The sequence below is a fragment of the Acinetobacter sp. C32I genome, assembly GCF_023702715.1.
GTDB lineage: Bacteria > Pseudomonadota > Gammaproteobacteria > Pseudomonadales > Moraxellaceae > Acinetobacter.
Map to the genome: position 1 here is coordinate 527,996 of NZ_CP098480.1, position 22,426 is coordinate 550,421.

General features: G+C 41.4%; 20 protein-coding genes. 10 read left to right on the forward strand and 10 right to left on the reverse strand.

Translation table 11 applies throughout. From position 1 onward, the window contains the following. Positions 1–57: 57 nt before the first annotated feature. A complete protein-coding gene (locus tag NDN13_RS02540; RefSeq protein ID WP_251117057.1) occupies positions 58–960 on the forward strand; it encodes a tetratricopeptide repeat protein in 903 nt (300 codons plus the stop codon). A 61-nt stretch (positions 961–1,021) separates the two neighbouring features. Here the strand turns inward: NDN13_RS02540 and NDN13_RS02545 are convergent, their stop codons facing one another. Further along, on the reverse strand, positions 1,022–2,452 hold the full coding sequence (locus NDN13_RS02545) for a pyridoxal phosphate-dependent aminotransferase (RefSeq protein ID WP_159414678.1): 1,431 nt from the start codon (positions 2,450–2,452) through the stop codon (positions 1,022–1,024). A gap of 240 nt (positions 2,453–2,692) precedes the next feature. On the opposite strand from NDN13_RS02545, the gene msrB reads away from it, so the two are divergent. The 4 genes from msrB (at position 2,693) to NDN13_RS02565 (ending at position 5,170) form a co-directional block, all read left to right on the forward strand. Beyond that, the gene (gene msrB / locus NDN13_RS02550; RefSeq protein WP_004653048.1) at positions 2,693–3,112 is read left to right on the forward strand and encodes a peptide-methionine (R)-S-oxide reductase MsrB; all 420 of its coding nucleotides are present in this window, start codon (positions 2,693–2,695) and stop codon (positions 3,110–3,112) included. Next, complete coding sequence (locus NDN13_RS02555; protein WP_004653049.1) at positions 3,109–3,597, forward strand: glutathione peroxidase; 489 nt, start codon at positions 3,109–3,111, stop codon at positions 3,595–3,597. The genes msrB and NDN13_RS02555 overlap by 4 nt, the downstream gene beginning before the upstream one ends. 28 nt (positions 3,598–3,625) lie before the next feature. Next, entirely contained in the window at positions 3,626–4,474 is an 849-nt protein-coding gene (locus NDN13_RS02560) for an AraC family transcriptional regulator (protein WP_251118145.1), read from the forward strand. A gap of 72 nt (positions 4,475–4,546) precedes the next feature. Then, complete coding sequence (locus tag NDN13_RS02565) at positions 4,547–5,170, forward strand: LysE family translocator (RefSeq protein WP_251117058.1); 624 nt, start codon at positions 4,547–4,549, stop codon at positions 5,168–5,170. A 40-nt stretch (positions 5,171–5,210) separates the two neighbouring features. On the opposite strand, the gene NDN13_RS02570 is transcribed toward NDN13_RS02565, so the two are convergent. The 3 genes from NDN13_RS02570 to NDN13_RS02580 form a co-directional block, all read right to left on the reverse strand. Beyond that, positions 5,211–8,363: an efflux RND transporter permease subunit gene (locus NDN13_RS02570; RefSeq protein WP_251117059.1), complete on the reverse strand. Its 3,153-nt coding sequence runs from the start codon at positions 8,361–8,363 to the stop codon at positions 5,211–5,213. Position 8,364: 1 nt separating this feature from the next. Continuing rightward, positions 8,365–9,555, reverse strand: a complete 1,191-nt coding sequence (locus tag NDN13_RS02575) for an efflux RND transporter periplasmic adaptor subunit (RefSeq protein ID WP_251117060.1) — start codon at positions 9,553–9,555, stop codon at positions 8,365–8,367. Between the two features lie 182 nt (positions 9,556–9,737). Next, positions 9,738–10,190: an Lrp/AsnC family transcriptional regulator gene (locus NDN13_RS02580; protein WP_004653055.1), complete on the reverse strand. Its 453-nt coding sequence runs from the start codon at positions 10,188–10,190 to the stop codon at positions 9,738–9,740. A gap of 152 nt (positions 10,191–10,342) precedes the next feature. On the opposite strand from NDN13_RS02580, the gene NDN13_RS02585 reads away from it, so the two are divergent. Both NDN13_RS02585 and NDN13_RS02590 read left to right on the forward strand, forming a co-directional pair. After that, positions 10,343–10,960 carry a LysE family translocator gene (locus NDN13_RS02585; protein WP_251117061.1) on the forward strand — a complete coding sequence of 206 codons (618 nt, stop codon included), beginning with the start codon at positions 10,343–10,345 and terminating at the stop codon, positions 10,958–10,960. A gap of 189 nt (positions 10,961–11,149) precedes the next feature. Beyond that, a complete protein-coding gene (locus NDN13_RS02590; protein WP_251117062.1) occupies positions 11,150–13,366 on the forward strand; it encodes a TonB-dependent receptor in 2,217 nt (738 codons plus the stop codon). A 46-nt stretch (positions 13,367–13,412) separates the two neighbouring features. Here the strand turns inward: NDN13_RS02590 and dapC are convergent, their stop codons facing one another. The 4 genes from dapC to NDN13_RS02610 all read right to left on the reverse strand — a co-directional run bounded on the left by dapC (position 13,413) and on the right by NDN13_RS02610 (position 19,069). Further along, positions 13,413–14,582, reverse strand: a complete 1,170-nt coding sequence (dapC, locus tag NDN13_RS02595; protein WP_251117063.1) for a succinyldiaminopimelate transaminase — start codon at positions 14,580–14,582, stop codon at positions 13,413–13,415. Between the two features lie 25 nt (positions 14,583–14,607). Further along, positions 14,608–17,271, reverse strand: a complete 2,664-nt coding sequence (glnD, locus tag NDN13_RS02600) for a [protein-PII] uridylyltransferase (protein ID WP_005189443.1) — start codon at positions 17,269–17,271, stop codon at positions 14,608–14,610. Between the two features lie 70 nt (positions 17,272–17,341). Next, a complete protein-coding gene (purT, locus tag NDN13_RS02605) occupies positions 17,342–18,559 on the reverse strand; it encodes a formate-dependent phosphoribosylglycinamide formyltransferase (protein ID WP_251118146.1) in 1,218 nt (405 codons plus the stop codon). Between the two features lie 120 nt (positions 18,560–18,679). After that, positions 18,680–19,069, reverse strand: coding sequence for a tautomerase family protein (locus tag NDN13_RS02610; protein WP_251117064.1), 390 nt, complete (start codon positions 19,067–19,069; stop codon positions 18,680–18,682). 187 nt (positions 19,070–19,256) lie between these two features. Here NDN13_RS02610 and NDN13_RS02615 point away from each other — a divergent pair, with 187 nt between their 5' ends. Both NDN13_RS02615 and NDN13_RS02620 read left to right on the forward strand, forming a co-directional pair. Beyond that, positions 19,257–19,721, forward strand: coding sequence for a hypothetical protein (locus NDN13_RS02615; RefSeq protein ID WP_251117065.1), 465 nt, complete (start codon positions 19,257–19,259; stop codon positions 19,719–19,721). A gap of 9 nt (positions 19,722–19,730) precedes the next feature. Then, the gene (locus NDN13_RS02620; RefSeq protein ID WP_167247807.1) at positions 19,731–20,234 is read left to right on the forward strand and encodes a hypothetical protein; all 504 of its coding nucleotides are present in this window, start codon (positions 19,731–19,733) and stop codon (positions 20,232–20,234) included. A 119-nt stretch (positions 20,235–20,353) separates the two neighbouring features. On the opposite strand, the gene NDN13_RS02625 is transcribed toward NDN13_RS02620, so the two are convergent. Together NDN13_RS02625 and NDN13_RS02630 are read right to left on the reverse strand one after the other, a co-directional pair. After that, a complete protein-coding gene (locus tag NDN13_RS02625) occupies positions 20,354–20,671 on the reverse strand; it encodes a hypothetical protein (RefSeq protein ID WP_004807838.1) in 318 nt (105 codons plus the stop codon). Between the two features lie 204 nt (positions 20,672–20,875). Beyond that, on the reverse strand, positions 20,876–21,580 hold the full coding sequence (locus NDN13_RS02630) for a Crp/Fnr family transcriptional regulator (RefSeq protein WP_004807836.1): 705 nt from the start codon (positions 21,578–21,580) through the stop codon (positions 20,876–20,878). Between the two features lie 107 nt (positions 21,581–21,687). Here NDN13_RS02630 and NDN13_RS02635 point away from each other — a divergent pair, with 107 nt between their 5' ends. Beyond that, positions 21,688–22,221, forward strand: a complete 534-nt coding sequence (locus NDN13_RS02635; RefSeq protein WP_241305130.1) for an Mpo1 family 2-hydroxy fatty acid dioxygenase — start codon at positions 21,688–21,690, stop codon at positions 22,219–22,221. The last annotated feature ends 205 nt before the right edge of the window (positions 22,222–22,426 follow it).

Here is a 22,426-nt window from a genome sequence, read left to right on the forward strand (position 1 = left end):
AAAGTGTTTTACCGTTAGAATGTAATCGCATAAAAATGTAGCAATGTGAGCCAAATAATGAAATTAAAAAATATCGTACTTTCAATATTATTAACTAGCAGTTTATTTAGCATTAGCCATGCAGATGATGTGCCGTATAGCCCAGAATTGGTACAACAAGCTAAAAATGGTGATGCGATTGCTCAGAATAATTTAGGTGATGCTTATTATTATGGCATTGAAGTGGAACAGGATTTTGGTAAAGCATTGGAGTGGTTTAAGAAGTCTGCAGCAAAGGGTAATGCCGATGCAATTTTCTCTGTCGGCTATATGTATAACTATGGTGAAGGTACTGAGGAAGACAACCCAACCGCTTTAAAATGGTACACCCAAGCAGCACAGAAAGGACAGTTAAGAGCACAGTATTATCTCGGTTATATGTATCTGAATGGAGATGAAGGTGTTAAAGCCAATACCAAGAAAGGCTTAGAGTGGATGACCAAGTCTGCTGATGCGGGTCTGGATCTGGCACAAGTTGAGCTTGGTCATCTTTATAAAGAAGGAGATGAAGAGAAAGGTGTTGCTCAGGACTTGAATAAGGCAGTGCATTATTATCAATTGGCAGCTAAGCAAGATGAAGCTGGAGCGATCAATAATCTCGGTATTTTCTATCTGGAAGGAAATAGTGTGATTAAGCAGGACTATAAGGAGGCGATGCGCTTATTTAGTTTGGCATCCAAAGCGGAAGAGGCCTTGGGTTCTTATAATATGGCCTATATGTATGAAGAAGGCAAAGGCGTCGCAAAGAATTATAAAAAAGCGGTTGAATATTATGAGCTGGCTTTTTCACAAGATGAAATGGATGCTTTGCTGTCTCTATCTCGTTTGTATGAAAAAGGCGGGTTTGGTTTGACCAAAAACTTAAAGAAAGCCAAAGAATACGAAGATTTATGGGATACTCTTCAATCCGCTGACGATTAATATTCTTTGATGGTGAATATGAAAATGAGGTATCTCATAGAGAGATACCTCATCGACTGAATTAACGCATTTTTGCCAAGAAACGGCCTAAACGGTTAATGGCTTCACGGAGTTCGTTTTCAGCAGGTAAGAACACTACCCGGAAATGATCTGGTGTCGGCCAGTTAAAACCTGTCCCTTGGACTAGTAGTACTTTCTCTGCTTTTAGTAAATCCAACATCAGTTTTTCATCATCTTCGATTGGGTAAACTGTTGGATCGAGTTTAGGGAAGCAGTACATTGCGCCATCTGGTTTTACGCAGCTTAGTCCAGGGATTTCGTTCAGCATTTCCCAAGCAATATTGCGCTGTTCATATAGACGCCCACCTGGACGAATCAAGTCATTAATCGACTGATAACCGCCTAGGGCTGTTTGAATCGCATATTGCGCTTGATGATTGGCACATAGACGCATTGAAGCCAACATATCTAAGCCTTCGATATAGTCAGCCGCACGTGCTTTGTTGCCTGTGATTGCCATCCAACCTGCGCGATAACCTGCAATACGATATGCTTTCGACAAGCCATTGAATGAAATACACAGTTGATCGCCAGCCAAAGCCGCAACCGCTACATGCTCAATGCCGTCATAAACGATTTTGTCGTAGATTTCATCAGCAAATAAAATCAGGTCATGCTTTTTCGCTAGTGCAACAATTTGCTCTAACACATGACGTGGATAGACGGAACCGGTTGGGTTGTTCGGATTGATAATCACAATACCACGGGTGTTCGGTGTGATTTTGCTTTCCATATCCGCAATGTCAGGATACCAGTAGTTTTCAGAATCACATTTATAGTGAACTGCAGTGCCCCCTGAAAGATTCACTGCTGCTGTCCATAATGGATAATCAGGCATAGGCACTAGCATTTCATCGCCATCATCCAGCAGACCTTGCATTGCCATTACGATCAGTTCAGAAACACCATTGCCGACATACACATCATTGACATGCATATCAAAGATACCTTTCTGCTGGTAATACTGGCAGATGGCTTTGCGTGCAGGGAAAATCCCTTTTGAGTCGGTATAACCAATTGCATTCGGAAGGTTTAATGCAACATCGTTAATAATTTCTTGAGGTGCTTCAAAGCCAAAAGGTGCAGGGTTGCCGATATTCAGCTTGATGATTTTATGTCCTTGCTCCTCCATTTCATTGGCGGCGCGTAATACTGGTCCACGGATGTCGTAACAAACATGCTCAAGCTTAGATGATTTTTTAATTTCTCGGCTTGATTGATTAGACTGGGGAACAACAGTATTTTTTGACATAGCTGGATTCACTTTTGCATATCGGTATAAATAACTTTTAAAGGTTTCAACGCTTACCAAATTCAGATCGTGTTGATCTCTCAGCAATTCAACAATTTTTTCATGGGTAAAACCTGACTGTTGATATTGTCTGATGGTTGGTAATAGATTTTGAAAAACCACACTTTTTTTCTGAGACATTGTTTGTCCTATACAACCGTGCGAAATAAGCATAACACTATATTTGCTCACGAAGAAGACAATATTGTTAAAAATTGCTTACTTCAAATTTTTAATTTGCTTTCTTTTTGCTATTTATGATTAAAGTGTTTAAATTTCACTAAATTATACGATCTGAGACTAGAGTTTTTTTTTTGAATGGCGTAAATATAAAACCTGATCATTAAGATAGTTCTAACATCAGAATAAAAGGTGCAGGTTATGGGAAAAGTGAATAAAACAGACCGAGAATGGCAAAGAGAATTATCACCTGAAGAATATCGCATAACTCGTCAAAAGGGCACAGAACCCGCATTTACTGGACAATACTGGAACAATAAACAACATGGCACGTATGTTTGCCGTTGTTGTGGTGCAGAATTATTTTCTTCAGAAACAAAATATGATAGTGGTTGTGGTTGGCCGAGCTTTTTTCGACCAATTGACAGCGTTGCAATCGAAGAGCATGAAGATTTGTCGCATGGTATGGTCAGAACAGAAATTGTCTGCCATGATTGCGATGCACATTTGGGCCATGTGTTTGAGGATGGTCCACAGCCGACAGGACTGCGTTATTGCGTGAATTCGGCATCATTACAACTTAAAACAGAAGAAAAGAACGACGAGGAAACGTATCCATGAGTAACATTTATCAGTTTGAAGCTGAATTGTTAGAGGGAGAAACAAAAGCGCTCGCTGATTATAAAGGCAAGGTCATGCTAATTGTAAATACTGCAAGCAAGTGTGGCTTTACTCCCCAGTTTGCTGGATTAGAAAAACTTTATGAAAAATATAACGCTCAGGGACTTGAGGTATTAGGTTTTCCTTGCAATCAATTTGGAGGGCAAGATCCAGGAACCAATAAAGAAATTGGTGCATATTGCCAGCGCAATTATGGGGTCAGTTTTCCCATGTTTGCCAAGGTGGATGTAAAAGGGCCAGAAGCACATGTGATTTTTCGTTATTTAACGCGTGAAGCGAAAGGGCTTTTGGGTAGTCGTAATATCAAATGGAATTTCACTAAGTTCTTAGTCGGCCGTAATGGTGAAGTTTTGGAGCGTTATGCGCCGACCACCAAGCCTGAAGCTTTGGAAGCTGATATCGAAAAAGCATTGGCGAAGAAATAAATGAACAACGTTTTTGGTTGAGGTTTGAATTCTTTTGGACTCAACTGTTGAATTCTGGAGTGATGCAGACATGCCTTATGTCGAAACGCGTAGGGCATGTCAAAGTCGAATCTGCTATAAATCGCATAGTCACCCCACATTTTCGATTGGTGCAGTCGATGCGGGACAAAGTCATTTTTCAAGTTTTTTTGCCCAAGATCAGTTGATTGAAGCGGGCTGTCTCGTTGCTATTCCTGCTCATGTAGAACATTCCTGTAATCCGTTGCCAAATCAGGCATGGAGTTATCAGATGATGCATCTGAATGCGACATGGTTGACTGCATTGGTTGAGGAGCTACAGCACCATACTGATCTCAACGTTGATTTTGATACGCCGTATCTACCTAAATTCAAACCCAAGATTATCAATGAGCGGAATATTTATCAGGCTTTTTCAGGCTTAAATGCAGTTTTGTTTAATCCGCAACTTTCACTCCTGCAAAAAGAACATGATTTAATTCAGGTCTTAACCAATATTTTACTACCCAATTTTAACTGGGAAAAAATTCAACCTTCTCATTATTTTCAGCAGCATCTTTCAGACTTATTGGAATGCCTTGAAGACAATATTGAGAATCTGTCTCTGCAATATCTTGCCGAAAAGATGCAACTTAGCCGTTATGCATTAATCCGGTTGTTTAAACATTGCTTTGGATTAACCCCACATGCTTATCAGTTGAACTATAAGGTCAACCAAGCTCGGCAGCGTTTAAGAGAATCTGATCGTGATCTAGCCAGATTGGCATATGAACTGGATTTTAGTGATCAAAGCCATTTTCATCGCGTTTTTAAGCAACATACTGGCATAACGCCCAAGCAATATTATAAAAAATCTTAGTCCACGCAATTTTATACAAGAACGAAACGCCACACTTTTTTAAGCTGACTCCGATTTATTTGGAGAGTAGCTATGGAGCTGTTTCTAACCATCGCCATCACGCATTTTATTGCATTACTGACACCCGGCGCAGATTTCTTTTTAATTTTAAAGACCTTGATACAGAGCCAGAAAAAGGCTGCGCGATTTACTTGTGCAGGCATTGCATTGGGGAATGTCATCATACTGATCAGTATCTATTTGAGTTTATTTATCATCGGTCAGGTGAATACCGAATTATTTATCCTCATGAAGTGGTTGGGTGTTGTTTATTTTGCCTATTTGGCGATTCAATGTTTTCGTTTGGCTCAATCAACACAGAGGGTCAATCAACTTGCTGAGCAATGTGTTGATCAACCACAAAAGTATGCTTACCTGAAGGCGTTTCTATCAGGTTTGCTTTCCAGTGTGTTGAACCCGAAGAATTTGATGTTCTATAGCGTCTTGGTGATCTTGATTTATCCACAATATAATTTTGTTCAAAATGCATTGCTGTGTTTTTGGATGGTCGGATTGGTATTGATCTGGAACCTCACTATTGTTCAATTGATCGGTTCGAGCATTTATCTGTCGTGGTTAAATCGACATCTACAGCATTTATATTATTTGGCAGGATGCAGTTTTTTGTTGTTTATGCTGATCCTGATCATGTATTAAATAAAAAGACGGTCATTTGACCGTCTTTTTTTATTCAAGCTTATTGAGTGGGTTCAACAGGTTGATGAGGTGTCTTCCTAAAGCGATGGATCTTGCGATTAATATCATCGATAAAGGTGTACACCACAGGAATCACCAATAACGATAAGAAGGTACTGGTAATCAAGCCACCAATGACCGAGATTGCCATTGGTGCACGGAAACTTGGATCAGTACCAATACCAAGTGCAATCGGTAACATCCCAGCACCCATGGCCAGTGTGGTCATAATGATTGGACGTGCCCGTTTATGGCAGGCATCGAGGAGGGCATTGAATCGCGAATAATGCTTTTCATTCCTTGCGATAATCGCATAATCGACCAGTAGAATTGAGTTCTTACTGGCAATCCCCATCAGCATAATCAGACCAATCAAACTTGGCATCGAGAAACTACTTTTGGCTAACAGCAGCATCACGAATGCACCACCCAGTGATAGAGGTAAGGCCACCAGAATGGTAATTGGCTGCAAGAAGTCTTTAAATAACAATACCAATACGACGTAGATACATAAAACGCCTGTCAGCATCGCTAAACCAAAACTAGAGAACAGTTCCTGCATCACCTCGGCATCACCAATATTGGTGCGCTTCACAGTAGGCGGTAAATTCTTCATAGTCGGTAGTTGATCAACTTTTGCCGCAATATCTCCCAACGGTTGATTATTCAATTCAATATTGAAGTTGATATTACGCAAACGGTTGAAACGGTCAATTTGTGATGGACCACTCTCGATATTGACATCAGCAATGGTACCGAGCATCACTGGGCCTCGACTCCCTTTCACCATCAAGCGTTTCATAAGCTCCTGATCTTGACGAGCAGCCAGTGGCAGTTTAATCACTACAGGCACTTGGCGTTGAGACAGATTGAGTTTTGCCAAGTTTTGATCAAAGTCACCTGCAGTCGCGATGCGTAAGGTTTCTGCAATATCATAGGTGGTTACGCCTAAATCAGCCGCTTTGGCAAAATCAGGGCGAATCACTAGCTCAGGACGAATCAAGGCTGCACTCGAGGTGATACTGCCTACATTCGGAATGGTACGTAATTCACGCTCAAGGCTACGTGCAGTTGCCATTAAGGCCTCTGGATCATCACCTGATAAAGCGAGTTGGTATTGACTGTTGTTACCCGCTAAACCAACCTGAATGCGTGCACCCGGAAGTGGGGCAAGACGTTGGCGCAGTTGATCTTCAATGTCTTGTAGGCTGGCACTGCGATCTGAACGTTCCGTGGTTTGAATCGTGAGGGTTGCTTTACGCGGTTCACTTGATGCACCACCTGCAAAAGGATCTGTTCCCGCAGCACCGCCACCAATGGTGGTATAGATACTTTTGATCTCGGGATGATCCTTAATCAGCGTACGTGCATATTCGGCAGTCTTGAGTGTATCTGCAAACTGCGAACCCGGGGTAAGCTCCAAACGAACTTGCGTTTGTCCTGTATCGGGTGGTGGGACGAAGCCTGTAGGTAGTAACGGAATTAGTAAGACTGAACCGACAAAAAAGGCAATTGCACCGCTGAGGGTGAGCCAGCGATGATTGAGACACCATGTCACCAAACGCATATAGCCGCGCATGACTTTGCCATCTTTAGCCCGGTCTTTGGCTAGACTGCTTGTGCCTTGATCAGTGGCAGTTTCTACTGTTGTTGATTCATCTTGCTGTTCAACTTTACCAACCCAAGGTTTCAGAATATAGGCGGACATCATTGGGGTGAGTAAACGCGCAACAAGCAGTGAGGCAAAGATCGCAAGAGCAGCCGTCCAACCAAACTGAACGAAAAATTTACCTGCGATACCACTCATAAAAGCCGTAGGTAGGAATACCGCAATGAGCGTAAATGTTGTGGCAATCACGGCCAGACCAATTTCATCGGCTGCTTCCATGGCCGCCTCATAGGGCGTTTTCCCCATGCGTAAATGCCGGATGATATTTTCAATCTCAACAATGGCATCATCGACCAGAATACCCACCACCAGTGACATGGCTAAAAGCGTAACGGTATTGAGGGTAAAGCCAAAGAAATACATGCCAATTAAGGCAGGTAAAATTGATAATGGCAGGGCAGTTGCCGCAATAATGGTGGCACGCCAGTCACGTAAGAACAACCACACCACTAAGATCGCTAATATTGCGCCTTCATACAACAGTGACATCGAGCCTTTATAGTTATCTTCGACCGGCTTTACAAAGTTAAAGGCTTCGTTGATTTTGATATCGGGATGTGCCGCTTTGAGTTTATCTAATGCGACGACGACCCCTTTTTCAACATCGACTTCACTAGCGCCCTTACTTCGTGTGATTTCGAAGCCAATTACGGGTTCGCCGTTCAATAGTGCAGCGGAACGTCGTTCAGCCATACCATCACGAACAGTTGCAACCTGATCCAGACGAATATGTCGACCATCACTAAGTGCAATATCCATTGCACCAATTTCATCAGCTGTTTTTACTGTCGCAATGGTGCGGATAGATTGTTCGCTACCACCGATTTTGGTTTGACCGCCAGAAGCATCTTGCTGAATCAAACGTAGTTGACGGGTAATGTCGGTTGCAGTTGCATTCAGCGCCAATAGTTTTTCAGGATCGAGCTCGACTTCAACTTGGCGTGTGACACCACCAACACGAGCGACTGCACCAACGCCTTTAACCTGTAACATCGCACGGGCGATATCATAGTCTACAAACCATGACAGCGCTTCTTCATCCATCTTTGGTGATTGAATGGTGTACGTCAGGATTGGAGAACCTGAAAGATTGATCTTACTGACAATTGGATCTCGTAGATCGGCAGGTAGATCGGAGCGAACTTGTGACACTGCATTGCGCACATCATCCACCGCTTCTTGTAGAGGTTTTTCTAGTTGAAACTCTGCTGTGACAGTGACCACACCATCTTGAATGTTGGTGTACTGATTCCTCAAACCTTGCAGAGTTGCAATCGAGTTTTCAATCTTACGTGCGACTTCGGTTTCAAGCTGAGGTGGTGCAGCCCCAGGTAATGCCGCTGTGACAGTGACCATGGGTAGTTCAATGTCAGGGAACTGCTGGATCTTCATCCATTTAAAACAGAGCAATCCTGCCAAACCCAACATAATAAATAACAGAATGCCGGGGATTGGATTGCGGATCGACCAAGCGGAGAAATTCATATTATTTCTCCTGTGTGGTCACAAGTTGTTTGCTAAGAGGTGTCTCTGGAATGTCTTTGGCAATACTGACCAGATCGCCATCAGCTAAGAAACCTGTACCTGAAGAAACCACTTTTACATTGGCGGGTAAATTCAAGAGTTCGACACGATCTCCCAAACGGCGACCAACAATGACTTTCTGTTGGGTGACACGATTCTTGTCATTGACAATAAAGACATAGGAAAAACCATCACGTAATAGCAGGGCTGTTTGCGGAACCGTCAATGCGAGTTTCTGACCTAAATCAAATTCACCTTTAACAAACATGCCCATACGCACAGCCTGTGTGGTTGGAATATCCACATAAACTAAGCCATAGCGGGTTTGTGGATCAATCACAGGTGCAATCATTCTAACTTTACCAGTTACTGCAGGTTGCGCAGGGTCAGGTGAAACAATATGTGCAGTCATGCCTTGTTTGAGCTTGTACAAATCCGATGTGGTCACTTCGGCACGCCATTCTAAACGATGATCACGAATCAGGCGGAACAACTCTTGACCTGTTTGTGCAAGCGATCCGACCGTTGCTGTACGGGCTGAAATCACACCATTGTCAGGTGAAACCACTTGAGTCTGTGCTAAGCGTAATTGGTTACTTTCAATTTGTGCTTTGGCTGCATCTAGACGCGCTTGAGCTGTTGCTTGAGAGGTTTGATACTGAGTAGACTCTTGCGCTGAAATTGCGCCAGTATTTTTCAGTTGCTGGATACGTTTATTGTTGGTAATCGCATCTGCCAGTACTGCTTGAGCTTCTGCATAACTGGCTTTGGCTGCTGCCAAATCGGCACGGATGGTTTCGCTATTAATTTCAGCTAAGACCTGTCCACGACGTACTTCATCACCGACATTGACATTGACACGGGTGAGGCGCTGGCCTGAGAGTTCGCTGCCAATCACTACTTCTTGCCATGCCGCAATATTGCCATTGGCAGTAAAGGTTTGTTCCCAATTTTGTTGTTGGGGTTGAACAACTGTTACAGTTAAAGCAGCTTTTTGTTCGGTGCTATCTGCGTTTTTAGCTTTTTCAGGATTCACTGATTTTTTAGCAGTTCCAGTCTGCCAAACCACAACTGCAATCATTAAAAGTACAACCGCAATTGCTAAAATGAGCCAACCCTTTTTCTTTATTTTCTTGGGAGTTTGAGAAGTCATCTTTCCATAGTCATCAAGTTTTGATGGCTAAGTATAGACGAAGATTTCAACAGTTGGTCAATAGCCTATAGACAGATAAAAAAATTAATAAAGTCGCTTAGGTTTATGACTTTTCAGCTTGGGAAAAGTGTGAATTGCTTCAATTCCGCACTTTTTATTCTACCCAAAATGATAATTATTGCTTAAAGAGGCAGTAAACGATTGGAGACCACATTTTTCATGACAATGGTTGAGGTCAAACGCTGGACATTGGGTAAGGCCGAGAGGCTGTCATCATAGAGTTTCTGGAAACTGGCCAAGTCTTTAGCAACCACATGCAGTAAATAATCTGGATTTCCAAATAAACGTTGTGCCTGAATCACATTGCCAATTTCAATGACTTTTTCCTCAAAGCTAGAAAGTGCTTTTTTATCTCCATCTTTTAAAGTGACGAAGATAATCGCTGAGAAATTAAGGCCGATTTTTGAGGCTTCTAGATCAGCGTGATAGCCTTTGATCACACCACTTTCTTCTAATGCTTTAACACGGCGATGGCAAGGTGACAGGCTTAAACCAATTCTTTCTGCCAGTTCTGTGATAGATAATCGCCCATTTGCTTGTAGTTCAGCAATAATTTTCTTATCAATGCGATCCATTTAGAAGAATCTCCCTTCGGGCTTTGAAGATATAGAAGTATTTGGAATAACATTTTCACCATTAAAGCATATCCTTTCTCAACAATCTTCACCAAATGGTGAAAAAGAAAACGATCAAAGATCGTATTGTCGATGTAAGAAGGGCTTTGCTTATGGAACTCAGTGTCATTTTTGCTTTTTGGTGCGTTTCGATCTTATTCGTATTAACACCTGGCGCCGATTGGGCTTATGTCATTCTTGCAGGCATCAAAGGTAAATTTATTCTAAATGCCGTCACTGGTTTGGTGTTTGGGCATCTCATGGCGATCTTATGTGTGGCAGCAGGTGTGGGTGCTTTGGTGCAACACTATCCAATTTTACTCACTGTGATGACGATCATGGGTGCCTGTTATTTGTTATGGATGGGTATCAATCTATTTATACATCCAGCCACTATTTCAACTGAGACCGATGCCACGCAATCGCTTGATTCAGCAGGTTCATGGTTGATTAAAGGAATGGGGATTAGTGGCTTAAACCCGAAAGTCTTGCTGTTATTTTTTGCCTTGTTACCACCGTTTATTCATCCACAAATGGCATTTTCACCAACCGCACAAATTATTTTGCTGGGATTAATTCACTTAATTAGTTGTGCTGTGGTGTATATGTTTGTGGGGATAGCAGCCAAGAAATTGCTTAGGAGCAGGCCGCGTGCAGTAAAAGTAGTCAGTCGTATTTCGGGCGGACTGATGATGCTCATCGCAGCAATCCTATTTATTGGGCAAATTTAAAATAAATGTTCCATTCTGGATATTTATATAGCTTTAAATTTATCATTATTGAATTCAGGATCTTAATTTTAATAGGGTTTAAGTTTCCAAAATCATAAAATTGTACAGTGGCACATATAGGTAAAAAATAGTGTAAAACGTATCAATTCTCATTTATTATGCGATTTTTTAAGTCGGCTGGTAAAGATCATGGGTAGACAACTTAAACCATTAGTGCTGATGATGGCATGTGCTTCAATGGGGACAACAGCTGTTTTTGCGGATGAGGCACAACCAAGTGTTCAAGCGGATACAGCAGTAACATTAAACACCATTCGAATTACTGCAAGTGCAGATGCCTCGGCTGATGGTTTAACGGAGCCTTTTGCGGGTGGACAAGTCGCGAGCGGCGGTCGAGTCGGGATTTTTGGCAATCAAAAAAATCTGGATACACCATTTAATTTGACCAGCTATACCAATGAATATATTCAGTCACGCCAAGCTAAAAGTGTAGGAGATGTTTTACAGGCAGATCCAAGTGTGCGAGTTGCGAGAGGTTTTGGTAATTTTCAGGAATCTTACTATATTCGTGGCTTTGTTTTAGGTTCTGATGATACTGCTTATAATGGTTTGTACTCGATTTTACCCCGTCAATATATCCCTACAGAATTGTTTGAACGTGTTGAGTTACTTAAAGGCGCGTCTGCATTTTTGAATGGTGCTACACCAAGTAGTGGGGGGATTGGTGGTGCAATTAATCTATTACCAAAACGTGCCGCGAATGAACCATTAAACAGAGTCACTGTAGGCACAGATTTTAATGGTGGACAAATTGCAAACGATATCTCCCGTCGTTTTGGTGAGAACCAAGAGTTCGGGGTACGTGTAAATACAGCATATCGTGGCGGAAATACCAGTGTCGATGATGAAAAAGCTTCTTTAGGCTTGGCCTCAATCGGACTGGATTATCGTGGTGATCGTTTACGGTTGTCTGGTGACATGGGCTATAGCAATAACCGCTTAGATGCAACGCGCCCAAACATTACTTTAAGTGGCGTGACGAGTATCCCTAAACCAATTGATTCTTCTAGTAATTATGCGCAAAAGTGGACGTACTCTAATGAAGAAGATGTGTTTGGTAGCTACCGTGCAGAATATGATTTAAGTGATGCAGTGACAGCTTATGCTGCCTATGGTTTCCGCCATGGTGAAGAAAGCAATAGCTTGGCGAATTTCACATTGACCAATGCAACAACGGGTGACGGCACTTCCTATCGTTTTGATAATGCACGTGTAGATATGGTCAACACAGGCGAAATCGGTGTGCGTGCGAAGTTGAATACAGGTACGATTGAACATAATCTTGTGTTATCAGGATCTGCTTTCCAGCAGAATAGCCGTAATGCCTATGTGATGGATTACACCAATACATTTGCTGGAAATATTTATCGACCAACACAGTATGAAAAGCCTGAATATTCGAGTAGCGCACTCAAAGGCAATCAATTAGATGCACCGAAATTAACGACACGGACACGTTTAAGAAGTATCGCGATTGGCGATAATCTCAAAGCATTAGATGAGCGTTTAACGGTGATGTTAGGTGGGCGTTATCAGCAAATTATGCAAGATAGCTATACATATAACACCTCTGATAAAACCAGTTATGATGAAAGCAAATTTACCCCTGCGCTTGGTGTCAGTTATAAAATAACCCCTGAAATCTCGATTTATGCGAACTATATCGAGTCTTTGGCAAAAGGGCTTTCAGCACCCTCAACCGTTGAGAACAAAGGAACGGTGCTTAAGCCATTTGTTGCAAAGCAAAAAGAAGTGGGTGCGAAATTTGAAAATGATCAGATTGGTTTAACATTAAGCTTATTTGATATTGATAAACAAAAAGGGATTGTCGACCAGAACAATTATTTTGTTGATGGCGGAAAATATGTGCATCGCGGTGCTGAGTTGAGCAGTTATGGCAAACTTACTGATTCAATTAAAATACTGGGTGGTGTGACTTGGTTAGATGCAAAACAAAAGCAAACTCCTGAAGCTAAATACAATGGTAATCAGGAAATTGGTGTTGCAAAATTCCAAGCCAATTTAGGCGCTGATTGGCAATTACCAATCGAGCAGGATCTTGCGGTGAATGGTCGTGTAGTTTATACAGGTTCTAGCTATGCCAATGATGCTAATACCCTGAAAGTGGGAGATTGGACGCGTTTAGATTTAGGTGCAAGCTATAAAACCCAATTCAATCAGGTTCCAACAACGTTTAACTTAAGCATCAATAATGTCTTTGATAAGAAATATTGGGCTTCAGTCGGCGGCTATGACAATATTGGTAGTAATGCGAAAACCTCAAATACTTATTTAAATGCAGGCTTACCTCGCACTTTTATGCTCAGTGCAAGTTTTGATTTCTAATGTCTTGATTTAAAAAAAATCCCCGAATATTCGGGGATTTTTTTATTTATAGAATTGTTTTCAATCGTTTGACCACTTCTTCACACTGTGCCAAATCTGCAACCAAAGCCATTCTGACATGACCTTCACCCGGATTGCCTTGTTCTGTATCACGAGACAAATAACGACCCGGTAAAACCTTGATATGCGCTTTTTCCATCAGCATTTTGGCAAAAGTTTCATCATTGTCCACTTTTAACCAGTAATAAAAGCCCGCATCCGGTTTCTGTAAAGGTAATAAATGACCGAGCTCAGACTGGAATAAATCAAACTTAGCACGATACTGCTGACGGTTTTCTTCAACATGTGCTTCATCATTCCACGCTGCAATAGATGCCAATTGATTTTGTACTGGCATTGCAGCGCCGTGATAAGTACGGTATTGCAAATAAGGTTTTAATAAAGCCGCATCACCCGCAACAAAACCAGAACGCATACCCGGTAAGTTTGAACGTTTAGAAAGTGAATGGAACACGATGCAATTTTTATAATCATCATGGCCTATTTCAGCACAAACTTCTAATAGACCGATTGGTGCTTGGTCAAACCAAAGTTCTGAATAACATTCATCCGATGCAATCACGAAACCATATTGATCAGACAGGGCAATCAACTTTTTAAACTGCTCTTTTGATAGAACCGTGCCTGTTGGGTTACCTGGTGTACACACAAACAGTAAGGCGGTTTTTTCCCAGACTTCCGCAGGGACAGCATCAAAGTCACCTAGGTAACCATTTTCTTCGGTACAGTTAATGAAATAGGGTTTTGCACCTGCAAGTAGGGCTGCACCTTCATAAATCTGATAAAACGGATTTGGCATCACCACATACGGTGCATCTTCGCGCTTAATCAAAGCTTGTACAAAAGAGAAAATACCTTCACGTGTACCAGAAACAGGCAGGATATGATCTTCTGCACTAATATGATTCAACTTGAAGCGATTGCTGAGCCACTGTGCAATACTTTGGCGCAACTCAGGCAGACCTTTACTGTTTGGATAGGTCGATAGATGGGCAAAATTATCAATAATTGCTTGTTTAACGAACTCTGGTGCAGGATGTTTAGGCTCACCAATTGATAAAGGAATCAACGGTAAATTGGCAGGTTGCACATCTTTAAAAAGTTGATTTAACTTTTCAAAAGGATAGGGATGCAATAACGACAAGCTAGAGTTCATTTAAACAGTTACCAAACAATAAAATTTAAGATGGATTACAAATTTGATTCGATGCTTCATCTAAAGCGGCTTTTAAGCTTTCCGCAAAAGTTTTCACTTCTTCATCGGTGAGCAAGACACCATTTTTCTTGGTGACGAAGAAAATATCTTCCGCACGTTCGCCCAGCGTGGCAATTCTTGCAGAATGGATATCCAAACCTTGCAACATGAACAAACCACCAATACGCGCCAACAGACCTGGATGGTCGAGGGTTGAGATTTCAACCATGTGCTGCTGCAGTGTCGGGTTTAAGACAATATCTACAGTATTTTGCACATCAAAATGACGTAAATGACGTGGAATACGGCGTTGCATGATCCCTGGATATTGATCCGAATGGCTCAATGCATCGACCAAAGCGGCTTTCACTTTGCGTTCGCGATCAGGGTCAGTCAACAATGTACCAAAACGATCCAGTACCAGATAAGTATCTAAGCTGAATGAAGTTGAGGCAGTGATAATACGGGCATCTTGAACATCAAGATTCATACGATCCAGTACAGCAACTGTCGTTGCAAACAAGTTCGGTTGATCCCGGGTATAGATAAAGATCTGAACCGCATCATCGGCAGCATTACGATGCGCCCGTAATAAAACCAATGGTTCTGGATTATCGCCGTGTTGTAAAATTGCCTGAGTATGCCAAGCAATTTCATTGGCTGACTCTTTAACAAAGTATTCATCACCCAGCTCTTGCCAGACTTTCTCTACTTCAGCCAGAGAGAAGTCATTGACCAAGAGTTCACTGGCAGCAAATTTGGTATCTTCAATCAGCATTTGATAGTCAACTGGACGACCCAAGCCTGAGCGAATCACATCACGTGCATAGGTATACAGCTGACGCATCAAAGACGCACGCCATGTATTCCAGAGCTTCGGATTGGTTGCATTAATATCTGCGACTGTCAGGGTATAGAGATAATCGAGATGCTCCATATCGCCGACTTTTTCAGCAAAGTCTTTGACTTCATCAGGGTCAGAAATATCTTTTTTCTGTGCAGTAAGAGACATCAATAAGTGATTGTTAATCAGCCATGCCACCAACTTACATTCACGTTCGGTAAAGCCATGGGTGCGGCAGAATTCAATCGCATCCAGTGCACCAAGCTCACTATGATCACCGCCACGACCTTTAGCAATATCATGGAAAATTGCAGCCATATACACGATGTCATGGCGGGCAATACGCTGGAACACAGAGCTGACCACAGGGAATTCTTTAGCAAATTCAGGTTCTTTAAAGCGGCTTAAATTGCGTAGCAATAACAGGGTATGCGCATCAACTGTATAAATATGGAACAGGTCATATTGCATCAAGCCTGTAATCTGTCCAAAAGCAGGAATGTAATTGCCCAACACGCCATAACGCTTCATCGCCACCATGGTGTCATATAAATGCGGTGAGCGAATAATCGACATAAACAAGGCTTGATGTTCTGGATTGTCGCGGAAACGCTGATCAATCCGTTTTGCAGCAAGCACCAGTAGACGCAAGGTACGGGCACGAATACCGGTAATTTCAGGGCGATTTGCCAATAAGTAGAATAACTCTAAGATGGCAATTGGCTCTTCTGAAAATACTTTGTGATGTTGAACAGCCAATTTCCCATCGACAATTTTAAAACGTTCATTAATATCAATAATGTGGCGTTCGTAATCAGGTAAACGTGGGGTAATCACTGACTCATTGAAATAGGCGAGTAACATTTCATTCAGGGTTGAAACTTGCTGCGCGGTACGGTAGTAACGCTTCATAAACTGTTCAACAGCAAAGTTAACAGGCTGACCTTCTTCACGCACATAGCCAAATTTTGCAGCGATATCACGTTGATATTCAAACAATAAGCGGTTTTCATCGCGTTTGGCTAAACGGTGTAAATGGGTGCGAATTTCCCATAAAAAGCTTTCAGCCTCTTCCAATACACCCAGTTCAAATTCAGTGATAAAACCCAAATGCACCAAATCATAAATACGATTGACGCGGAAGTGACGTTTAGCAATCCAGCCAATCTGATTGATATCCCGAATACCCCCTGGGGCATTTTTAATATCGGGTTCTAGATTACTTTCTGTGTTGTTGTGTTGTGCATAACGTTTGGCTTGTTCAACCATTTTGGCATCATAGAAGGTTTGATCCGTCCATGTTTGCGCAACGATACGGCGTGGCCATTTTGCCAGCTGCTGATTACCTGTAATGAGCCGAGCTTCAATCAATGTAGTGGCAACAGTTAAATCATTAATCGCTTGTTCAACACAGTTTTGAATGGTACGAACGCTGATACCCGGTTTGAAATTGCCTACATCCCATAAAGAAGAAATAAAGGTCGAGATCAGTTTTTCTTGTTCTTCACTGATTTCATCCTCAGACAAAATCATGATATCAGTATCTGAATAGGGCAGCATTTCATGGCGACCATAACCGCCTACTGCAAATAAGCCCAATTCAGTTTGATCTAAGCCTGCATGATTCCAAAGAAAGATCAGGGCCTCATCAATAGAGTCTGAACGCGCTCCAATCACTTCACGAATAGGTTGACCATTTTCATAGCTCTCCTGCAATTGCTTTTCTACATCCGTACGCCATTGGTTAATGGCTTGAATATCATGAAGACTGGTGACGTAGTTCAACAAAGGAGAGGTCTTGATCATAAAGCTGGATCTTCTATCAAAGCCCCCCTAAAAAGAGGGGAAATTGTGATGATAATAACCTAAGGTCATCTTAAGCGTTGGTTTGTACACTCACTTGGTCTGCGGCTTGCTGTGCCAATTCACGTGCAAGATCAGTCGTTTCAGCACGGGCAGTTGCAACGCCCATACGGCGACGTTTAAAGCCCTCAGGTTTGCCAAATAGACGTAAGTCTGTGTTTGGATTTGCTAAAGCAAGATTCAAGCCAGTGAAACTCAAGTTTTTAGCATCAACACCTGCATAAATCACCGCACTTGCAGCGACACTATGGCGTGCTGTATTAACAGGTAGACCGAGAATTGCACGTGCATGTAATTCAAATTCATTTTGGAATTGTGAAGCTAAAGTGACCAGACCGGTATCATGAGGACGAGGTGAAACTTCACTAAACCAAACTTTATCGCCTTTAATAAACAGCTCTACACCGAAGATACCACAACCGCCTAAAGCAACAGTGACTTTATTGGCAATGCGTTTTGCTTCTTCCAGCGCAGCAGGCGTCATCTGTTGCGGCTGCCAGCTCTCGACATAATCACCCGCATCTTGACGATGCCCAATCGGATCACAGAAATGTGTTTCGATTTCACCTGTTTCTGGATTTTTTGCACGGACGGTAAGCAGGGTAATTTCAAAATCAAAATCAATTTGCGATTCAATAATTACGGTGCCTTGATTGACGCGGCCGCCTTGCATTGCATAATCCCAAGCAGTATTCACTTCATCAAAGCTCTTCACACGAGATTGCCCTTTACCTGAAGAAGACATGACAGGTTTTACAAAGTTTGGATAACCAATGTCATCACATGCGGCACGGAAGCTTTCTAAGGTATTGGCAAAGCGATAAGCAGAGGTCGGTAGGCCGAGTTCTTCAGCAGCTAAACGGCGAATCCCTTCACGGTTCATAGTGAGATTGACTGCTTTAGCCGATGGAATCACTGTTGCAGTTTGGCTCTGTTCAATTTCAACCAAAACTTCTGTAGCAATGGCTTCAATTTCAGGAACAATTAAATTGGGTTTGATCTTTTCAATCAGTTGTTTTAATTCGGCTGGATCGGCCATATTCAGGGTATAAGCATAATGTGCGACTTGCATTGCAGGTGCATGATCATAACGATCTGCAGCATGAACTTCGACACCTAAGCGTTGTAAAGAAATCACAACTTCTTTACCTAGCTCTCCAGAACCTAACAGTAAAACCTTAAATGCAGAAGATTGAAGTGGAGTTCCAAGAGTGACGCTCATGCGAATAATCCTATCCTGAGTAATTTGCGTTTAAGCATAGCAGAACTTTTTGCGGAATTAAGCTAATCTGACACAAAAAACCTGCTTTTTGTTAGACAGAAAATTGCACTTCATCTGCGATTTGGCTGCTTACACATCTACCTGATAATTCAGTTGTAATTCATCTGCATGTTGACCACGGATTCCCCAATTGCATTTCGGTGTTTCAAAAATTGTAATTTCAATATCTTGTGCTGAAATTCCACATTGTTGCTGAATATAAGTGAAAATGCTTTGAATCAAACGTTTTTTTGCTTCCGTACTTCTGCCTTCAAACATCGAAATTTCGATAATTAGATAATGCTGGCTCCGATCATTGGGATAGATAAAGTCTTCTTTCGCTAGCGCAATAAAACGCTGAAATTTCTTTTCGATGGGATAGTGTAAACTTTCAACCAAAGCTTGATGGATGGCATGCGAAAGTTGATTTCTAAACTGTTCAATAGTCGTTTGTAAGGCATAAATCTTGATTTGTGACATTGTGGATGTCTTCCTTCTTGAAGTTTTAATTTTTTATAGATGGACAAGTCTGACCGTAGGCTGAACAAAAGCATAAAATCAATTGCTTAGAATAAAAAGCATTCTGCTAGGTAAATAAGTAACAATCATTGAGAATTATTCCCAAATTGACTAGCATAATGTCCAAATGTTTCATCGGCGATTTGCTATGTCTAATCCAAACTCTCGTGTAACCGCAATCTTGTTGTGTAGTGCATTTTTATTGGCTGCTTGCGGAAACTCAAATAATGAGCCAAAAGAAAAGGTCGAAATCAAACCTGCGCCGAAACTTAACAATGATGCCACCACCTATGCCAATACAGCATGGAAGTTGATCAATGACATCGATCCGATTGTTTATAATAAACAAGTGACTGAGATTGAAGAAAAAGTTAGAAAACCATTGCGTCAGCTCAGTACCGATTGGCGTATCAATGTCAAAATGACCGATTCCGTAACGGAAGGCAAATATGCATTGTGTCGTAAAGCATTGACCAGTTTGGATACTTGGGCACGTGATGTAAAAGATAATGCCAATGCATCGACTCAGAAGCAGGCTGATTATGAGCGTGATAAAGCACAGTGTAAGGATGCAATTGATAATCCAGCGCTAGGTAATACTTCTCCAAAGTAGGAGTGAAAAATGTATTTTCGCATCTTATCGGTTTTCTGGATTCTATTTGGTTTACTGGGAATAAACACCAGTTATGCCCAAGTAGATTTCCATCTTGCCTATCAGCTGCAAATGCCGAAGACCAAGCCTGTACATTTTTCTAATGATCGTTCATTTCGATTTGTGAGCCCATCTCCCTTTTTTACTGCCAATGAACTAGTCAATGCAAAGGCGATTCTTGTTGACGGAAGGGCAGTTGTTGAAATTGAAATTTCAGCTTCTGCACAGAAAAAGTTTAATCAGTTGGTCAACAAAAATACGCAAAGCCAAGATCAAGGTCTATTTGATCAGATGATTGGTTTAGGCGTTATGATTGATGGACAGCCAGCAACGGTTATACAAGGGGTTTATAGACCTATTTCAGATCGAAAATTATGGTGTTTCCTAGTAGATGATCGCTTGCCTGCCAAGGAGCAATTGCGTCAGGCTAATAATATTGTCAAAAAAATGCAATTGACCAAAGCGTCGCATTGAAATCATCTCATTTGCAACTTATCCTAGCTTGGATTGGTCGCTTTGGATGCCAGACTGTTATTTCAATAAAAAAGCGAGATGTTTTATCTCGCTTTTTTATGGTTAAAGTCATCAAACGCTTATGAGGTTTTGACTGTTTTTGCTGCTTCCTGTTTGGCTTTGGTTGCTGTGGTATTGGCTGCTTTTTTCGTATCTGTTGTTGCTTTCATCGCATCGTGTTTCGCAGTATCTTTCATTTTCGTCATGTCATGCTTTGCAGTATCTGTTGCTTTGGTTGCTTCTTTCTTGGTTTTTACCACACTTGTTGCAACACATTTACCGCCTTTGTGATTTGGTCCTGTACCACCTTGGATTTGAGTTCCTTTCGGGCAGGCAAATGCGCTAGCGCTGAGTACTGTAAATAGGCCTGCTGTTAAAATCGTTGCAATTTTTCTCATGATTGTCATCTGCATCGGGTAAGCGATAGTGCTTAGCTTTAATGTAGGCGTGTTCAAGACAAGAAAGCAGACTGATTTTGTGAAATATTTTAGGGCATCAGTAGTATTTTATAGTGAGAGTTTATCTTTTAATTTATGTTTAAGCTTAAAAGCATATTGCAAAAAAATGCTGTGCTTATCCATTTAAAATACAAGACATTATACTTACGCTTTTAGGTGACCGACCGTTGCCAATTTTCTAAGCCGATCTAAATCAATGACTTCGATTTTCTTAAAACCAAGCTGAATGACGCCTTGCTTTTCAAACAGGTTGAGCTCTTGATTTACAGTTTGTCGAGATACCGTCAACATATTGGCCAATTGGTCTTGAGAGATTTGAATACTAAAATCCTGAATAAACGAACGATTGCCATAACCCTCTAAAATAAACAATAAGCGTTGTGCTAGGCGCTGGGTAATGCTTTGGGTTTGAATCGCAATTTGCTCTAAAAATACATAGCGTAGTTTTTGACTGGTCAGCAGGGCAAAGTAGTACCAGTAATACGGATTTTGCAGCAAGAAATCATTGAGTGGTTGTGCTGGTATTTGCAGCACCACGCTTTTCTTTAATGCAATCGCATCATGTGAGCGGGGTTGCTGGTCGATGAGGGAAATTTCACCAAACCACATGATCGGTTCCGCAATTGCAGCAATCGCTTCATTGCCATTGACGTCGATATAACCCAAGCTAATTGAGCCTTCCAATACGCCATAAACCCCATCAAATCGATCTTGAGCACTAAAAACGGCTGCATTTTTTTCGAAGATATGTTTCTTGCCATGTTCAATAATAAAATTTTGAAAAGGCTCGGCTAGGTGGCTAAACCATGAGTTTTGCTGCAAATGTTGGATATAAATCGAATCTAGCACAACGGGTTCCTTTGAGAAAAATAAATCCATTTGTCAGCTACATGACAACTTCGCTGCAATATTTCTTATAGATTAACAGCATAAACGAATTATATGAGGAATGAGAAATGACAAATTTGGAACGTCTACTTAGTCAATATGCGGCTTATCACTTAGATCGAAATAATGTTGTGACCCATTTTGTGGGTATTCCTTTAATTGTATTTTCTATTCTGTGTTTAACAGCACGTGCTGGTATAGAAATTTCTGGCTTTTCAATTACTTTAGCCATGCTACTTATTGTCCTAAGTACGATTTATTATATTTCACTGGATAAGTTATTTGGTATTTTGATGCTGATTTTATTTGTCTTGGCGTATCCATTGGCTGTGAAAATTGCGGCTTTACCATTGTGGAGTTGGCTAGGTGCGAGTATCGGTATCTTTGTAGTGGGTTGGGTATTCCAATTCGTGGGCCATTATTTTGAAAAGAAAAAACCAGCTTTTGTTGATGATCTGATTGGTTTAGCCATCGGGCCTTTATTTGTTTTGGCTGAATTTGTTTTCTTACTGGGTTTCCGTAAGCCGTTGCATCAACGGATTTTACAAGAAGCCCAAATCAAACGCGCTGAAATGGATATGAAGCCGCAGACGGTGTCTTAAGTTGTTAGCTTGATGTAAAAGTCCTACATACAACCCCTGAAATGTCTAATTTTAGGGGTTTTTTATTTTAATCCTAATTAAATTTATAACTTGAAAGCTAACCTGTAAAATAAAAAATGCATAAATAGTGGGGTTGTTTTATTTCGGGAAAATAAAGGAATAAGTTGTTTTATAAAAAGTCCTAAAATAGCAAATAAAAGACTGT

Bases quoted from the DNA above. Each gene is read 5' to 3' on its own strand.
- NDN13_RS02540 (WP_251117057.1), top strand. From the start codon at position 58: ATGAAATTAAAAAATATCGTACTTTCAATATTATTAACTAGCAGTTTA.
- NDN13_RS02545 (WP_159414678.1), bottom strand. From the start codon at position 2,452: ATGTCTCAGAAAAAAAGTGTGGTTTTTCAAAATCTATTACCAACCATC.
- msrB (WP_004653048.1), top strand. From the start codon at position 2,693: ATGGGAAAAGTGAATAAAACAGACCGAGAATGGCAAAGAGAATTATCA.
- NDN13_RS02555 (WP_004653049.1), top strand. From the start codon at position 3,109: ATGAGTAACATTTATCAGTTTGAAGCTGAATTGTTAGAGGGAGAAACA.
- NDN13_RS02565 (WP_251117058.1), top strand. From the start codon at position 4,547: ATGGAGCTGTTTCTAACCATCGCCATCACGCATTTTATTGCATTACTG.
- NDN13_RS02570 (WP_251117059.1), bottom strand. From the start codon at position 8,363: ATGAATTTCTCCGCTTGGTCGATCCGCAATCCAATCCCCGGCATTCTG.
- NDN13_RS02575 (WP_251117060.1), bottom strand. From the start codon at position 9,555: ATGACTTCTCAAACTCCCAAGAAAATAAAGAAAAAGGGTTGGCTCATT.
- NDN13_RS02580 (WP_004653055.1), bottom strand. From the start codon at position 10,190: ATGGATCGCATTGATAAGAAAATTATTGCTGAACTACAAGCAAATGGG.
- NDN13_RS02585 (WP_251117061.1), top strand. From the start codon at position 10,343: ATGGAACTCAGTGTCATTTTTGCTTTTTGGTGCGTTTCGATCTTATTC.
- NDN13_RS02590 (WP_251117062.1), top strand. From the start codon at position 11,150: ATGGGTAGACAACTTAAACCATTAGTGCTGATGATGGCATGTGCTTCA.
- dapC (WP_251117063.1), bottom strand. From the start codon at position 14,582: ATGAACTCTAGCTTGTCGTTATTGCATCCCTATCCTTTTGAAAAGTTA.
- glnD (WP_005189443.1), bottom strand. From the start codon at position 17,271: ATGATCAAGACCTCTCCTTTGTTGAACTACGTCACCAGTCTTCATGAT.
- NDN13_RS02610 (WP_251117064.1), bottom strand. From the start codon at position 19,069: ATGTCACAAATCAAGATTTATGCCTTACAAACGACTATTGAACAGTTT.
- NDN13_RS02615 (WP_251117065.1), top strand. From the start codon at position 19,257: ATGTCTAATCCAAACTCTCGTGTAACCGCAATCTTGTTGTGTAGTGCA.
- NDN13_RS02620 (WP_167247807.1), top strand. From the start codon at position 19,731: ATGTATTTTCGCATCTTATCGGTTTTCTGGATTCTATTTGGTTTACTG.
- NDN13_RS02625 (WP_004807838.1), bottom strand. From the start codon at position 20,671: ATGAGAAAAATTGCAACGATTTTAACAGCAGGCCTATTTACAGTACTC.
- NDN13_RS02635 (WP_241305130.1), top strand. From the start codon at position 21,688: ATGACAAATTTGGAACGTCTACTTAGTCAATATGCGGCTTATCACTTA.